This window comes from Shewanella sp. CAL98-MNA-CIBAN-0140 (genome assembly GCF_040309905.1).
GTDB classification, from domain to species: domain Bacteria; phylum Pseudomonadota; class Gammaproteobacteria; order Enterobacterales; family Shewanellaceae; genus Shewanella; species Shewanella psychromarinicola.
Window position 1 is genome coordinate 174927 of the sequence record NZ_JBEOPI010000002.1, and the last position, 17568, is coordinate 192494.

At 42.4% G+C, this 17568-nt stretch carries 10 protein-coding genes and 1 pseudogene; 7 read left to right on the forward strand and 4 right to left on the reverse strand.

Annotated features, from left to right (window positions below):
- The first annotated feature begins 195 nt into the window (after positions 1-195).
- From AAEY93_RS01940 to AAEY93_RS01950, 3 genes are all read left to right on the forward strand, one after another.
- A complete protein-coding gene (locus AAEY93_RS01940) occupies positions 196-1299 on the forward strand; it encodes a phosphoribosylaminoimidazolesuccinocarboxamide synthase (protein WP_351074658.1) in 1104 nt (367 codons plus the stop codon).
- A 531-nt stretch (positions 1300-1830) separates the two neighbouring features.
- Positions 1831-3975, forward strand: coding sequence for a TonB-dependent siderophore receptor (locus AAEY93_RS01945; protein WP_351074660.1), 2145 nt, complete (start codon positions 1831-1833; stop codon positions 3973-3975).
- 163 nt (positions 3976-4138) lie between these two features.
- Positions 4139-5323: a PepSY-associated TM helix domain-containing protein gene (locus AAEY93_RS01950; RefSeq protein ID WP_351074662.1), complete on the forward strand. Its 1185-nt coding sequence runs from the start codon at positions 4139-4141 to the stop codon at positions 5321-5323.
- A gap of 93 nt (positions 5324-5416) precedes the next feature.
- Here the strand turns inward: AAEY93_RS01950 and exeM are convergent, their stop codons facing one another.
- Positions 5417-8032, reverse strand: coding sequence for an extracellular exonuclease ExeM (exeM, locus tag AAEY93_RS01955; RefSeq protein ID WP_124013464.1), 2616 nt, complete (start codon positions 8030-8032; stop codon positions 5417-5419).
- 606 nt (positions 8033-8638) lie between these two features.
- Between exeM and AAEY93_RS01960 the strand changes: the two genes are divergently transcribed.
- Entirely contained in the window at positions 8639-10078 is a 1440-nt protein-coding gene (locus tag AAEY93_RS01960) for a methyl-accepting chemotaxis protein (RefSeq protein ID WP_124013463.1), read from the forward strand.
- Between the two features lie 133 nt (positions 10079-10211).
- On the opposite strand, the gene AAEY93_RS01965 is transcribed toward AAEY93_RS01960, so the two are convergent.
- Together AAEY93_RS01965 and pmbA are read right to left on the reverse strand one after the other, a co-directional pair.
- Positions 10212-11579, reverse strand: a complete 1368-nt coding sequence (locus AAEY93_RS01965; RefSeq protein ID WP_351074665.1) for a hypothetical protein — start codon at positions 11577-11579, stop codon at positions 10212-10214.
- A gap of 200 nt (positions 11580-11779) precedes the next feature.
- Entirely contained in the window at positions 11780-13159 is a 1380-nt protein-coding gene (pmbA, locus tag AAEY93_RS01970) for a metalloprotease PmbA (protein WP_351074667.1), read from the reverse strand.
- 159 nt (positions 13160-13318) lie between these two features.
- Between pmbA and yjgA the strand changes: the two genes are divergently transcribed.
- From yjgA to AAEY93_RS01985, 3 genes are all read left to right on the forward strand, one after another.
- Positions 13319-13852, forward strand: a complete 534-nt coding sequence (gene yjgA, locus AAEY93_RS01975) for a ribosome biogenesis factor YjgA (protein ID WP_101034789.1) — start codon at positions 13319-13321, stop codon at positions 13850-13852.
- 28 nt (positions 13853-13880) lie between these two features.
- Positions 13881-16340: an Ig-like domain-containing protein gene (locus AAEY93_RS01980; protein ID WP_351074669.1), complete on the forward strand. Its 2460-nt coding sequence runs from the start codon at positions 13881-13883 to the stop codon at positions 16338-16340.
- A gap of 162 nt (positions 16341-16502) precedes the next feature.
- Positions 16503-16904 carry a hypothetical protein gene (locus tag AAEY93_RS01985; protein WP_351074671.1) on the forward strand — a complete coding sequence of 134 codons (402 nt, stop codon included), beginning with the start codon at positions 16503-16505 and terminating at the stop codon, positions 16902-16904.
- A 357-nt stretch (positions 16905-17261) separates the two neighbouring features.
- On the opposite strand, the pseudogene AAEY93_RS01990 reads toward AAEY93_RS01985, so the two are convergent.
- A pseudogene (locus AAEY93_RS01990) lies at positions 17262-17502 on the reverse strand (ABC transporter permease); the annotation flags it as partial.
- Between the last annotated feature and the right edge of the window lie 66 nt (positions 17503-17568).

A 17568-nucleotide genomic window follows, 5' to 3' on the forward strand; every position in this document is an offset into this window, starting at 1 on the left:
GCACTATTTAGGAAGTGAATTTTGCCTGATTAACCTGACAAAGTCTTTATCAAGATATTGCTAAACTAGTCGATGATTGTTCGCATAACAAAAAAGCCTATTTCAACTCACCCTTTCCCGTGGCAAACCCGCTTAATGCAGGTAACATAGCCGCCATAAAAACCCTATACGCCCTTCAACCTAAGGAACATTCGCATGAGTCTTGCTGATTCCGTTCTTGCCGTGAACAATGATTTACCTATCCGTACCGACAAGCCTGTCCACAGTGGCAAAGTTCGCAGTGTTTACTGGTTAACCGATACTGATAGCCGCCGCTTAATTCGCGACAAAGGTTACGATGTACCTGAAGATACGCCACTAGCGATTATGGTGATCAGTGACAGAATTTCTGCTTTTGATTGTATTTTTCATGGCGAAGGTAACTTGCAAGGCATCCCAGGCAAAGGCGCGGCACTCAATGCCATTTCAAACCATTGGTTTAGTTTATTTGCCGAAAATGGCTTAGCTGATAGCCATATCTTAGATATCCCACACCCTTTTGTGTGGATAGTGCAAAAAGCCCGTCCAATTAAAGTGGAAGCCATTTGTCGTCAGTACATTACCGGCTCTATGTGGCGGGCTTATTCAAAAGGTGAACGAGTATTTTGCGGCATCACCCTGCCTGAAGGCTTAAACAAAGATCAAAAACTGTCTGAACTGCTAATCACTCCGTCAACCAAAGGTATTTTAAGCGGTATTGCCGGTGTCCCCGCCCAAGATGACGTCAATATTAGTCGTAGCGACATTGAAGCCAACTACCAGGCATTTGGGTTTGAAAAACCACAAGATATCGACCTGTATGAAATCTTGCTCAAGCAAGGCTTTAAAGTGATTTCTGCTGCGCTTGCCAAGCTTGATCAAGTGTTTGTTGATACCAAGTTTGAGTTTGGCTATGTCAACGATAAAGACGGCAACGCTAAACTGATTTACATGGATGAAGTCGGCACTCCTGATTCATCACGTATTTGGGATGGCGCGGCTTATCGAGATGGTAAGATTGTTGAAAACTCAAAAGAAGGTTTCCGTCAGTTTTTATTAAATCACTTTGACGATGCCGATATTTTGTTAAACAAAGACAGAATGCCAGAACGTGAAGCCCTTGCTCGTGATAACGAGCTACCATTAGAAGCCATGATGAACGTATCTCGTACTTATATTGGTGTTGCAGAAAAAGTCACCGGGGCCACAATTGCACTCCCGGCTAACCCTAAAGCAGACATTATCAAGGTATTGCGCGAACAATATGACCTGATTGTATAAGCTCATACCGGATTAAATAATATCAATCCACATAAAAGGATTGGAATAAGGCGCCTAAGGGCGCCTTATTTTATGTCCTAAACCACATGTATAACATGCTATAAGCATGGATTCTGGATATGACGCTAATTTTGGCTTAGTTATCGCTTAAGGCAACCGCATGAGTGCATGTGTTTTGTACGCCATGTTTGATCTGCAAACGAAAAAGCTAGAAGTCGCGCTAGCGATGAAGATTTTATGAACAATGACAACTCGATACATAAACTGATCCTATTCAAAAAATGTTCACAATCTCGCCCTCTCTCTTAACCTGAGTTGAGGTGAATTAAAGCGGAACTATCAACGCCAGCATCACCTAGCAAAAAATCCCCTACGATGGATAAAATTTACAAACCCTACAAATGTAAATGATAATGATTTTCATTTGATTTATGCGTATTATCATAGCGGTTGAATAATAGAGCCACAAAAACCGACTTTTATAACACCCAGAATATGGATCCGTTCATAGCAATAAAAGATGACAACACCATGAAATTGAATAAAATTAGTTTAACAGTATTATGCGCTATCAGCCTCTCCCAGCAGGCCATTGCAGCCGACGCGGTGACGGATGAAAACAGTAAAAATGAAAACATTGAAAAAATTGAAGTCAAAGGCAGTTATATTGCCGGTTATAATGCTCACTCAGCCAGCGGCGCATCGCGGTTAGATTTAGCCATTATTGACATTCCTCAATCAGTTTCAGTCATTACCGATGCACAATTACAAGACTTTCAGTTACATGATATTAACTCAGCGCTAGACACGGCTACTGGCGTTAATGTTGAACGAATTGAGACTGATCGTACTTATTATACTGCCCGTGGTTTTGACATCACCAACTTCCAAATCGATGGGATTGGTTTACCCCTAACATCGGGTAACAACCATGCCGACGAAGATACCGCTATTTATGACCGTATTGAAGTTATTCGCGGTGCAAATGGCTTAATGACCGGTGTAGGTAATCCTTCTGCCACAATTAACTTTATTCGTAAACGCCCAACGGCAGACAATCAACTGTCGGTTAACGCCACCTATGGCAGTTTTAATAATACTCGCTTAGAAGCAGACGGTTCAGTCCAACTTAATGACACCTTTGCGGCACGCGCGGTGGCGGTGACTCAAAGTAAAGATTCTTACTTAGACCGCTACCAAACAGACAAAAATGTATTTTATGTATTTTTAGAAGCTAATTTGTCTGACGACACTAGCGTGTCATTAAGCCACAGCTATATCAATAACGACGCTACCGGCAATAACTGGGGCGCTTTACCGTTATTTTACACCGACGGCAGCGCAACCCATTATGATAGCTCAACTAACACCTCGGCCGACTGGTCAAATTGGCAAGTGATGAAAAATAATACTGTTTTAGAACTGAGTCATCACTTTAATAACGACTGGCGTTTACGAGCGACCTATTCCCATAAGACCACTGACGAAGACACTGAACTGTTTTATGTCTTCGGCACGCCAGATAAAGACACCGAGTTAGGCTTAACCGGTTATGGCAGTGAATACGATTTAGATGACACAAGCGACTTAGTTGATCTTTATATTGATGGAAACTTCAGCTTATTGGGTCGTGAGCATCAAATTGTGGCCGGGGTAAACTATTCGAAAATGAGCTATACCGACAGCTCACTTTACGATTACACCACAGGCAACGGTTTCCCTGCGATGCCAGACCTCAACACCTGGGACGGCAATACGCCTAAGCCGACCTTTACGGATGCTTTACGTGGCAGTGATGTCAGCCGTGAACAGCAAGCCGCCTACTTCACTGGACGATTCAATATCGTAGACGATTTACACGTTATTGTCGGCGGACGTTATAACGACTGGCAAGCTGAAGGTATCTCTTATGAAACAGACCAAGATGCCGACTATCAAAAATTTATTCCATATTTAGGTGCGGTTTATCGTTTTATGCCTCAATTGGTCGCCTATGCCAGCTACACCGAAACCTTTGTCCAGCAGACAGAGCATGACAGTAGCGATCGATTTCTTGATCCTATCACTGGTGAAAGTCGTGAAATGGGTTTAAAAAGCGAATGGTTTAATGGCCGCTTAATTGCCAGCCTAGCGTATTTTGACGTGATCCAAACCAACATAGCGGTACTGGATCCTAACACTGCAGATTTACCCATAGACATGCAGCAATATTATGGTTCCGACGGTATTAGTAGTAACGGTTTTGAAATTGATATTGCCGGTGAAATTTATCCTGGCCTCAATGTCAGCATTGGCTATACCGATTTTGATATCGAAGGTGATGAGATTGTGGCGGCTTATACTCCGAGTAAATTGTTCAAATTGGCTGCCATTTACGACGTTGAAACCATTGAAGGATTCTCTGTTGGGATCAACATGCGTTGGCAAGATGACATCTCACGCAATCAAGGTGTGGTGGCCACTGGTTTTGACAATGCCGGTGCTGAAATCGTCACCAAACAAGAGGCATACGCGATTATCGACCTGATGGCCAAGTATCAAATCACCGACAATTTAGCCTTAGCAGTTAATGCCAATAACGTCGGCGATGAGAAATACATCAACAGCTTATATTGGGCTCAAGGTTATTACGGTGCACCAGCCAATTACAGCGCAACCCTAACGTGGAAAATGTAGGCTGAAGTCGGTAATCCAACGTTCATAACCGGATAAGTGTCGATAACCTCGATGAATAGCCTTAGCAAGGATGCGACAAGGCCATTGATCTTAGTGACATAAACACACAGGTTATCTGCCCTATTTGATTGACATGTCGAACCATAATGATAAAGCAACTCTTATGAGAAAAACCTTATTTAAATGGCACTCCTATGGTGCCCTCATTGCCATGCTACCGTTATTGATCATGTCAATAACTGGGAGTATTTTGGTCTTTAAAGTCGAAATAGACAGCCTACTTCGCCCCGCCCACATGTTAGTTGACGCCACGCCCTCAACCCCAAGAGTCAGCTTAGACACATTGATGAAAACGTTACTGGTGACCAACCCGCAGTTTGAGCTGGGTGGCTGGGAAATATTTGATGATAAATCACGGTCAGATGCGGGATACATCATTAAACGCGGCACTGAAGATTGGTCCAAAGTATATGTAAACCAATATGACGGCCAGTTACTCTCTGAGCCACAGTCGCTAGAGCACTATCTCACCGACTGGCTCCTTGAACTCCACTACACGTTTCTTCTTCACGTTACGGGAACCTCAGTGGCGTTAGTGGTGGGGATAATCATGTTGTTCTTAGGCATCAGTGGGATGATGTTATATCGACGCTTTTGGGCTAAATTATTCACCTTACGTTTTCAAGCGGTGCGCCGAATACTGTTTAGCGATATTCATAAATTTATCGGTATTTTAAGCTCACCAGTATTAATTATTGTGGCAGCAACGGGGGTGTATTGGAACGTTATCGGTATTCAACATGAACTCACTGAACACCCAGACGGTGAACATGTTTACGTTACCGCGGCTCGCCACAGTAAGAATATTTCATTTGAAGCTTTAATGCGCCAAACTGAAGTTGAAATTGACAGCTATAAAGCCGGCTATCTGGCGATGCCCTTTGAACCTGGTCGAGACATTACCTTTTATGGCGACGTCGACAGTCGTAATCCGTTTAACAGTGAATACGCCAGTTTTGTCAGTTTTGACCGCATTACAGGATTGTTGCTAGCGAAGCAAGACATTCGCCAAGCTAACACCCTCACGGTATTTTTAGACAGCTTTCGCAAACTTCATTTCGGCTATTTTGGCGGCTTATTCACGCGGATCATTTGGTGTATTGTTGGTCTAATGCCGATGATATTGGCTTTTACTGGGCTGTATTCATACTGGCATCGTCGTAAACAAAGGCTGAAATCAATACAAAATCGTCGTCAGCAAGCCTTAAGCGTTGAATCGCCCATGCTTTACACCCTAATGGCTGTCCTTATCAAAATGGGTAGGTATCCGTTTGACGTTACCCCCTAGCCAAGAGTCGTTTTATCATAAAAAAAGGATGACAGTTGTCATCCTTTTTTCTGCATCATCAATGAACGATGATACTTCTTTATCACCTCATCATTAACTGCGACGGCGTAAGCCTAGTGCACCTAATAACATCAACGCAAAGTAACCTAAACTACCACCATCGCTGTCTTTCACAGGTTCAGGTGTTGGCGTAGGTAATACCACTACTGGTTCTGGATAGCTCAATGCAATGATCACAGGGTCGTGATCTGAGGCAGAAAATGCATTCTCTGATTTAACCAAATCACCAGTGTACTTGCTGCCATATTCAAACAGGTTAGATTCAACCGAGTTGATGTGCCAGTCGTCAATATCGACTAACTTAGCCGCTAAACTCGCATTACCCAAAGCATGGTCTAAGTTACCTAACTCACCGTTATAACTATATGAGTAAGTCGTTGCACCATGTGCTTGAGTGTTTAAGTTAATTAACCCATAACCTTTATCAATCACACTGCCTTCGCGCTCGTACACTTTACCGTTTAAGGTTGTCCAAGAAGCGGTGCGAATAATATGATCAGTTGTTGACGCATCATAGTCAGTCAATACTGCAACCGGATCTTCTTTGCCATAGGCATTTAAGTCACCAATAACCAGTACATCACCTTCAACATCTTTTAGTGACTCACCTAATACTTTGGCAGCGGACACTCGGAACGCATTACACTTGCCTTGCATGTCTGCGGGTTCTGAATCTTCGTTAAACTCAGCCCAGTCTTCAATACAACCTGAACCTTTCGATTTCAGGTGATTAACAACAATAGTCAGTTTTTCATCATTAATGCTAAAGCTTTGCACTAAGCTGTGACGTTGGAACTTATCATAGCCTGGGCTTTGTTCAACCACGCTGTCTTTCTCGCGGGTTTGAGCACCTTCGGCAGCATGTTGCTCTGGCGTTGCGATAACGTTTGCTGCACCGTCTAAGCTGATACGCGCGGGGCGATATAGCATACCAACGGTAATTGCATCACCACCGATGAATTTGCCGTCATATTTATCAGCCTCTTCAACTTCAACAAAGCGATAGGCTTGATCATCCGCTAATTCGGCATTAAGGGCATCAACCAAGTTTTGGATTGCACTAAGCTCACCAAAGCCATTGTTAGCAATTTCCATTAAACCAACAACATCGGCATTCATGGCCACTAGCGCAGTCACAATTTTAGTGCGCTGCAATACCATTTCAGCTTCTACTTTCGCACCGCGATTGCTGTTTGATGGATTAACATCACCACCAACCGAGTCATTGAAGAAGTTCAATACATTAAAGCTCGCTACCCGAATATCACCCATATCTGCTACTGTTGGCGCATAGGTACGGTCATTCGCGCGGATAAAATCACCGGCCGTAATGGTGTTGGTCGCTAAAATACGGTATGCGCTGTAGCTATAACCAATCACACCTTCAAGGTTTGTTAGTTGGTCGCCAACACGGATATAGCCGGTTTCAGCGTTAAAATCTGGGAAGTAAGGTACTTCGCCGCTTTTAGCCTTATAGTCAGATTCTACAAATAACTGATTAACAGCATTGGCTTCACCTAATGCAACAGACTCAGCTGAATTTGGCTCAAACACTTGAGTCGGCTTCATTAATGGGGCTTTATGAGACAACACCATATTGTTACGATATGAATCATAATCGAAACTAAAGTTGCGGGTGATTTTCATCTCACTACCGGCATCTAATGTCACTTTCATGCCTTCGACACGCTCTAATGCTTGCGCTAGGGTTTCACCATCGGCAACATAAAATGCACTGGCCGCAGGTACTTCGCCTAATGCGCCCACTTCAAATTTTTGATCGGCTTTAAGGTCTATCTGAGTTGAGCCGTAAAACTCGTTTACTTTACCTTGCACACACACTTCAGCACCGGGCTGAATCGTGTCTGGCGCGGCTTGGTCTAGAAAGACAAAAATGCCGTCAGAGGTATAAGGCGAGTTGTCGCCTTGCATGTCTTGAATAAAGAAACCCTTATATAAACTGTCACTTCTCGCAGTAACAATCCCTTTTACGGTCACTTCGTTAGCCGATGAAAAACTACCATCAACAATCAATGGGCTAGAATCTCCAGCGCCTTGGACATCATAAATATTGGTGAGTGTGGCGCCATTACAGGTAAATGCGACGGTATCTGGAATGGTGGCTGCGTCAAGCGAGCCTAAACCACTAAAGGTGTCTATATTTAATGTAACCCATTGGGTTGCATCATAAGTGGTGCTGGCTGTTAAGGCGTCTAATTTACGTTGGAATGTAGTATTGCTGCCCCAACCGTCTGGCGTTGGAATGTCACCAATCACATCAACTAGCACACCGTCTTTTAATAAGCCGACAGCATCGCCACCATTAAAATTGACATCGCCCGTCATAGTGTCGGTTGAGGCTGGTAAGGTAATCGCTGCATTTGTATTCAAAATAACTTTGACACCTTTAGCGGCAATTGAGTCAGTTAACACCACCATATCCAGTGCAACGGTGTCTCCATCTTTATAACGTACTAATTTATAACCAGTTAAATCAATTTCAACATCACTGTTGTTGTAAAGCTCAATCGCTTTATTGTATGAACTACCTTCAACGTATTCACTAATCAATACATCTGCATTTGCCATCATTGGCAATGCTGCAGCAACTGCGAGTGAAACCGCCGTTAGTTTAGTCAGTCCTTTCATTTTTTAACCCCATATTTTGTAATCAAAATGCTATTTTTTTGTAATATTCGGCTGGATTGTGTCAAATTTTGATTACATAAAAAACAACATAGATCACATTAACGAGGCAAATAAATAGCTATCTCATTGATTAACTTTAATATTTTATGCTTGCAAAAGAACAAGGATAACTTGAGAGGGAAATAACCAATTAAAAACAGTAGCTAACACAAAAACAACCCCCATTTTAATATGCTCACGTTAAAATAAACTTTGTAACACTTGTTTAAATAAAAAAGAAAAAACTTACAACATACTGTTGCGTGCCGTATATTCCTCTCATCTAATCATCTAATCATTTTGAAAATGTCAGACATTATCAGATTGTCGCGATGACATTTCCACCAACAGTAAGTGACTTAGTACGTTAAATAGACATTGTACAAAAAATCCAATAAATAACTTAAGCTATTCGATTTATTGTCGATATTGATCATGTATTGATGATGATTGAATGTCATGTTCATCACACACAAAATACGATTAAGCTGTCTATTTAATATTAAAATATGACAAGCTTATCTAGTCTTTGAATTTATTGTCTTTACCGGTTTAGGTACCAAAACCATGAAACAAGTTGATTTTAGAAATATCGATAAACTCTTTATCAAAATGTCCATTAACGATAAGTTTTGGACTGTCTTCGGACTGTTCCTGATCATTTTATCCAGTGTATCGATTAGTGGTTACTTAAATAAAATTGAACATATTGAACAGCAATCATTACATGTTTTAGAACAAAAAATGGCCGCTACCGTTCAAGCACTAGATGCTACCAGCCAGCTTGCACAAGCTTCAAACTTAGGCTTGCAGGTGTCTGGTCGTTCGCAAATTAGTTCACGCCAACAAGATACCGTTACTGCGGTTTATGCATTAGATGGCCAATATTATACGCTGAGTGAATCAGTCTATGGTCAAGAAGCCAATGCTAAGCAAGCTGCATTAATGTCACTATTGCTCTCATTGTTATGGATCTTGCCCTTTGCTATCGTGCTTTACTGGAATGCCACTTTTATTGGTGGAGCGCTGTGGGTGTTATGGGATACCACGGAAAAAATTGCCAAAGGAGATCTCACCTCTCGTTTAGGCTTCCATCCTGGTCGTGATGAATTCGGCACCATTGGTTGTGCGCTAGATAAAGCCATGGACACATTAACCGAGCTTGTTGTTACAGTGAAAAAAAGTGCCGAAACATTGGAAACGACTTCCAGCTCGTTTGCCAGTGAAACGGCTCAAAGTGCTGAACAAATTGATCAACAATATGCATCACTTGACTCGGTTGCTACGGCAATGGAAGAAATGACCGCATCCGCCGCTGAAGTGTCTAATATTGCACGCAATTCAACCCAAAAAGTTGAACAAGATTCGGAGTATACACGTCAGAGTTATGACCGGGCAAAGCGTGCCATTAATGAAATTAAACAGTTATCGACCTACATTGAACAAACGTCAAACTCGGTCCATACCCTAAAAATTAATGCGACCAATATTAATGATGTGATCACCACCATTAATGCTATTTCTGATCAAACCAACTTGCTGGCATTAAACGCTGCCATTGAAGCGGCACGCGCGGGTGAAATGGGACGAGGGTTTGCCGTTGTTGCCGATGAAGTAAGAACCCTTGCAGGTCGTACTCAAGCAGCGACTGTTGAAATTCATAAAATGATTGAACTCCTGCAAAGTGAAACACTCAATATCGACAGTATCACTCAAGATACGGTTAAGCAGGCACAAACCAGCAGCGATTTGATCACTAATATTGGTACTGATATTAATGCGATTTCAGAATCATCACGTTCAATTATGGACATGAGTTTCCAAATTTCTACATCGTCAGAAGAACAAAGTGCAGTGGCAAATGACATTGCCAAAGAACTGACGGATATAAGACAGAAATCAAATGTTATTAGGGGTTTATCACAACAGTCTTCAAGCGGTGTTAAAGCGTTATCAAAAGCATCCGCTGATTTAGGTAAAATTTTAAGCCAATACCGCACTAATTAGCCTTAGGCTAACTAACTTACTCGTTTGTATGTCCATTTGAATATAAGCGCTAAATGAAAAGCCGATATCGATGATATCGGCTTTTTTGATGTTTTATCGACAGTGGCTTAACTCACTCTCAATTAACTTAACATTACTGTAATGACGTAAGTCTATGACCTAAAGTACTGGTACTGTCTGGAGTCAGCACGAAAGTATAGTTACTGTCGCCATCAAAGCTGATTGCATCAGACTGATAAACTAACGTTTGCGTGCCATTATCGGCCTCGTAAACAATGTTAATCTCATAATAATCTTCAGGCAGTGTTAGGCTTAGTTGCTCGACAAAATCTAAATCCGTTAAGCTGTATTCGGCGGTTTCGATAGTTTCTGAAGCGCGGACAAAATACACGGTTAGATCATCATAATCGTAAGCCAAATTGACCACATCGACTTTATATTCAAAAGCTCGAGGTCGTAAGTCTTGCTCGATCACCATACCTTTGACAGAACTGTCTTCTTGTTGATAAATCAGTAAGGACTTCACTTCATCTTGGTTAAACGTTACTAGCAAGTTATCGAACAACTTGGCTTTGCTAGTCGCATCTTTAGCAGTGATACCATAATCATTAAACGATGTTGATTGGTAACCCGTTACTGTGAAGGGTGAAATACCATACAAGTATTGTGTCTCTTGCTTACTGGCCACATCAACGTCAATACTTTGAGTTTCTAAACCATTAAACACGCGATAATCGGCCGTTGCCTCTAATGCGGCGTAAGTAACAGGCGTTGTAGTTGAGTCAATGCTGTCGATAGTGACGTTAATATCACCTGCACCAAAACTGTTACGAATCATCAGTTTATAGGCAGTTTCCGAGGTTAAACTCATGCTGCCTGTTGTGTAAATCACATTTTTAGTGCCGGTTTCGGTCAGATACACAATATAATCATCAGTATCGAATATCTGTTCGCTGGTGTAACTGCTATACGGCACATTACCGAGCATCACCGCTTCGTCAATGGTTTGGGTATCGAGTGAAATATAGGTATCAAAAGTACCTTCATCAGTCGCTACGTTAGCCACCAGCACTTCCATTTTGCTGTAGTCATTATCCTCGTCGGCATTTAACTCGTCCATTTCATCGCGTGAATAGTTAATATCCAATAGTACGGGATCGTGATAGTCACCATAAAGCACAAACAAATGGTTCGAGTCGCTCGCTAAATCAATGGTATCGCTGTAAACGGTTACCGTTTCACTATCTTCATCTTGACCATAAATGTCCAGTTCTGTACTCCCTGTACTATAAGCATAACGCGGCATTGCATCAGCAAAATCAACCGCAGTATATGAATAGTCATCGAGCACTAACGAGGTCGATGTGCTATTAGGTGATGCATTATAAAACTGCACATATGCGACATCATCACTGCTTTCTTCACTGTCTGAGCCACACCCTAATAACAAGGCTCCCATTGCAGACACCATCATCAATCGACTTATTTTTTTGTTAAACATATTTACTCCATTAACCATCTAGTTACATTTACAAGAGTTATGACAACCTTTGCCTGTAAACGACTGTCAAGAAAGGTAAAGTAAAGATATAAAGCGTCAAGAGACAAATTAAAGCCAAAAAAAAGCCTCTTAATCAATTAGATAAGAGGCTTTAATTATTTTTACATTTAAACCATAAATGCGTTTTTTAGCAAAAGGGGTTAATTACCCGCGACCTTCATCTCGCTCAGTAAAATACCCCCGGTGCGGATTGATGAACGTAAATCGCGATCTTTACCTACACCTTGTATTCCCATAAACATGTCTTTTAAATTGCCTGCGATGGTAATTTCTTCTACGGGGTATAACACCTCGCCGTTTTCAACATAAAACCCCGCCGCGCCGCGAGAATAATCCCCGGTGACACCATTAACGCCTTGGCCCATCACTTCCGTCACAATTAAGCCGGTATTCATGGCTTTCACTAAGTCGTCAAATGTTTGGTTTGAATGGCTCAAGGTCCAGTTATAAATACCACCGGCATGGCCTGTATTAGTCATCGCCAATTTACGTGCGGAGTAACTGGTTAATAAATAGGTCTCTAGTTGGCCACGGTCAATAATACGTCGGTCTTGAGTTGCCACGCCTTCACTGTCGTAATTAGCACTAGCCAGGGCCCCAACCAAATGCGGCTGCTCTTCAATGCTAAACCAGTCAGGGAATATTTGAGTGTTCAACGCTTCCATTAAGAAGCTCGACTTACGGTAAATACTGCTACCACTAATCGCACCAATTAAATGACCCATGAGGCCTGTGGCAATTTCAGGCGCAAATAACACTGGCATTTTTGCAGTAGGAATTTTACGCGCATCCAATCGACTTAAGGTTTTGTTTGCTGCTTGCAAACCTACCAATTCAGGTGAAAGTAAATCATGATACTTACGGGCCACCGTATAGTCGTAGTCGCGCTGCATATTGCCATCAGACTCTTGGCCTATTACAACACAACTTAAACTGTAGCGAGAGCTGCAATAACCGTTAAGAAAACCATGGCTGTTACCATAAACTCTGGCGGCCGTATGCGCGTTGGCGCTGGCACCATCGGAATTACGGATCCGGCTATCAACTGACAAACTGGCTTCTTCTGCACGAATGGCCAACTGAGCGAGCTCTTCTGCATCGATATCTTGTGGATGATATAACTCTAAGTCGCGAATATCTTGCGCCATCAAAGCGGGATCAGCCAAGCCACTGAACGGATCTTCTGAGGTATATTTGGCAATACCATCGGCCGCTTTTACCGCTTGGCGAATCGCCTCAGGGCTTAAGTCTGAAGTTGATGAATTACCTTTGCGGCCATCACGGTAAATGGTAATGCCTAATGCACCGTCTTTATTAAACTCAACGGTTTCAACTTCTTTTTCACGGGTCGAAACCGACAAACCTTGCTGCTTACTGATGGCCACTTCAGCGGCCGAAGTCCCCAACACTTTTGCGTATTCTAACGCAACAGTGACAGCGTCTTTTAACGCCGATAATTCAGCATCAATTCTAGGGGTTGGTTCACTTGCGCTAGGCGCTGGAGAAGGATGAGAAGCCACAAATTTACTCTTTGATTAGTCTAATTGACCTTAGCATATCAAATTCAAATGGCGATTGATAACCGAGCATTTATATCGCTGCCTATCAGCAATAAATTCTGCATATTCTAGGCCGAATAAATGTTATCATTGATGCATATTGATTTGAGGTTTATGACTATGAAAATTGTTGGCGATTCTGAGCTATTTCAGCAGCCCTATGATAATGATGACAACTATGTCAGCAGAACGGGTGTAAAAAAAGAAAGTGAGGATGCTCAAGAACTTGGCATGCGTTTGATTGCCCTGAGCAAAACTCAATTAGACAAAATGGGTTTAGATGAATTTCTGTATGATGCGATTCTAAAAACAAAACTGATTAAACAAAAAACTGAAGCCTATCGTCGCCATTTGCAATACATTGGTAAGTTGATGCGCGGATTTGAGCATGAACCTATTCAAGCTGCACTCGATAAAGTGTTGAATAAAAACAATAATGAAGCAGCTCAAGTGCAGATTTTTGAAAAAATTCGCGAACGCTTATTAACTAATGGCGATGATGAAATCCAAGTGTTATTGGATCTATACCCACAACTTGAGCGTCAAAAAATGCGTCAATTGATCCGCCAAGCCAATAAAGAACTGGCTAAAGGTGCTGAATCAAAATCATCAAGAGAGTTGTTTAAGTATTTGCGCGCTGAAATAAAAGACTAAACCGTTTAATAGAATAAGGATGTTGCTAATGCGGCTCAAAATGATGGCTCGTACACTATGGTTATTACTGACTTCAGTGTTGTTATTGACAGCTTGTAACGGTGCCGCAGACGGCACCGACTCAGATACATCAGATGACAGTTATGGTTTATCGGTTAGTTATCAAAATGTGGTTAATGGCCAATGTGATTCCAGCACCGATGGACTTATTTTTGATATCGATGGCAGTTTTTGTGCCGTAGCTCACCTCAAGTTTGGTAATACCAACGTCAGTGGGGCACTCATTACTTTTAGCACAACCAATGCAGCAATAGCCCCTACAACGGTGTTAACCCTATCTTCTGGTCTTGCAACAACAGTTGTCACATCAAGCAGCAGCGATGCCGGCGTCCTCACCGCAACTTATACATCAAGTGATGACGATTCAGTCAGTGCGACTCGTAATTATCAATTTAAAGAATATAACTCCACAGCTCCAGCTGAAGCACTTAGCATAACCGCTTCAATTAGCGATGCAACGGGCCCTATTACACGCTTTAATATTGACAATACCGTTCAACTCAACGCCTTGATTACAGACAGCAATAATCAAGGTATTGCCAACCAAATTGTTACTTTTAATGCCGGTAGTGCTACGTTAACACCAGCAACCGCGCTAACAAAAACCTCAGGTATTGCTACCCTTAACTTCACACCTTCAGATTCAGATCTCGGTGCGAGTTTACTTACCGTCACCACTGAATACGAAGACACACCCCTCAATAGCACCAGTGCTTATGAGGTGCTTTCATCTGACGATGTTGTCACGGATATCATCGTTAAAATGGGCGCTTATGTGGATGATGCGTTTATTGAGGGTAAATTATCAACGACACTTACCGCTGACATTGATGGTAATTATGCCATAAGTTCAGGTGGCACATTTGGGGTTACTGCCACACTGGTGACTGAAGATTCAGATGGTACGATTACGCGTTTACAAAGCCCAACCAGTATTAGTTTTAGCTCAGACTGTACAACAACTGATAATGCTTCACTCGATTCCCCAGTAGCTAGCTTATCAGGTTCTGCCAACTCAACCTTTTTAGATATCAGCTGCAGTGGCAACAGTGAACGCAATGACATCATTATCGCAACAGCAACCATTAATGGCACTAGCATAAGCGCAAGTTTACCTTTTACTTTGGCGCGTCAAACCTTATCTAATATCAGTTTTGTATCTGCTGAACCAAACCAAATTCGCATTAAAGGTTCAGGCGGCACTGGCACTACAGAATCTTCTTTGGTGACTTTTTTAGTGACTAGTGCGAGTGGTCAACCTGCTGAACAACAATCAGTGAACTTTAGTTTAGACACCTCAGTTGGCGACTTACAATTTATTAATGGTGACGTAACAGATAGCAGTGTCACCAATTCAGAAGGTTTAGTGAGTGTCAGAGTGCAAGCGGGTACTTCCCCAACGCCAGTGCGTGTAATGGCATCAACTTCAGATGATAACCAGACCATTACAACCCAATCAGAACAGCTAACGGTTAACACTGGTTTACCGCAACAGTTGGGGTTTAGTCTTTCAAGATCGACCGGCAACCCAGAAGCTGGAGATAACAATGGTGAAGAAGTCACTATTACAGCTTATGCCTCTGACAGTTTTGCTAACCCAGCACCGGACGACACCACCATCAACTTTACCGCAGAAGGTGGCCAAATTGAGCCATCGTGTACCATAGTAAACGGAACATGTTCAGTCACTTGGACTTCAACATCGCCTAGGGTGAGCGATCACCGCATCACCATTTTAGCTTATGCTTTAGGCCACGAAACCTTCTTCGATACCAATGGCAATAATGTATTTGACGATGCTGATGGCGGCGTAGTTAACGGCTGCTTAAGCGGTACAACGCCTGTAGTGTGTAGTGGTAACGGCATGGATGTAGAAACCTACCATGACGGCGGTTTTGTTGATTTGCCTGATGCTTTTAGAGATGACGATGAGTCAGGAACACATCAATCAGGTGAACCGTACTTTAATATTCAAGCGAGTGACACATACCAAGCGGCTGATAGTAAGTTTAACGGCCCACAGTGCCAAGGTAGCTTGTGCGATAGCAATGCCATGACCACTTATATCCGTAAGGCGTTGGTGTTAACAATGTCAGGTTCAACGGCCACGATGACAGTAAGCAGAGATGGTAGTTTGATCACTAACAATGAAGAAATTGCAAATGGCGATATTGCTCAGTTTACTGTGGTATTAACCGACAATGCTGAGCAAATATTACCCTTTGGCACGACCTTAACCGTGGCTAGCACAGAGGGTGATTTGCAATTCTCTGGCTATACCGTGCCAAACAAGACCGCTGCAGGTGGAACATCAACCTCATTTAGCATTGAAAATGATGGTACTGCTGGTACAAGCTTGGTAACACTAACAGCCACTACGCCTAAAGGCATTGAAACTGTGCTGTCGTTTTATGTCACCTTGTTGTAACTAACCAAAATACAACGACAAACTAACTAACCAGCCTGCTATTTAGCAGGCTGTTTTTTATTGGAATTTGTTGATAACTTGTTACAATGAATATGTAGACAGGGCTAGTTTACTATCACGAGGGACCGACTTATGACTCTCGACGCATACTAAGGAATAATAATGCGCATAATTTCTATACTTTTTACCTTTACAGCAGGCGTACTACTCACCGCTTGTGCAGCTAAACCACCGATCGTGGCTCAAAATAAAACGGTTGTCGTCAACGACCAAACTTTCGTGCTTGGCGGATCGTATGATACAGAAAAGAAGAAACTGCTACTGACCGCCAATGGTGACGCGATCATGCAAGGCAGATTCCCGCCTATGACGCCTACACAAAATCTCAATGCAAACTTTGAGGACATGAAGTTTAAAGGTGATTGTTACTTTGGCTCGGTACTCGGTGATCAAGGTGGACGCTTTGGTATTGTTGCTAGCATTATACAATCGGCAAAATCGAGCACGGCAGATAAGTGCGACATCTTTATCGATGGCACCAAGCAAGAAACATTGTACTTTTAACCAGACACATTAACTAAGCGCTAGCCCTGCTTACTTCACCTCACCGCGAGATAATAAACGGTTATCAGCAACCCTTTGCCCTGCTAACTACCTTGCAATAACTTGTAACAGACTTGCAATAACTTGCAATAGACCCACTATTAGCGCTGCTATTAACACGTGAAGGCACCTTGTTAACAAAAAAGGGATGTTTGAGATGAAATAGGTGAAAGAGGCTGATTTTAGCTTACTGATACCACCTCTTATACCATCTCTTAAACCGAGTAACGTTAGCTTACTGACTTCACCGGCTATGGTGCTGATGTTGTATGATGCAGGTGTTGTAGGTATTGATGCTGCAACCTTAAAATCTTGCTGTTTACGCGCAATTGCCATAATGACCATGGTGACGAATAGCGCAAACAAACCCCATAATTGCTGCCATTTAGGCATGACAGCCAACCAACCTACTTCCTAATTGATTCAGCTCGAGCATTCCCATAATAGCAGGCACTGCAGGAATAATTTGAGATGCTAATACCGATGGTTCAGAAATAAGCGCCAGTGGCCACACATACCCAGACACGAATAGAATTGGCATCGATACCAGTAAATTGACATAAGCCACGATAAGCCATTAAATGATGCTCAGATCACAAATGCTCACTGAGTAAACACACTCAGC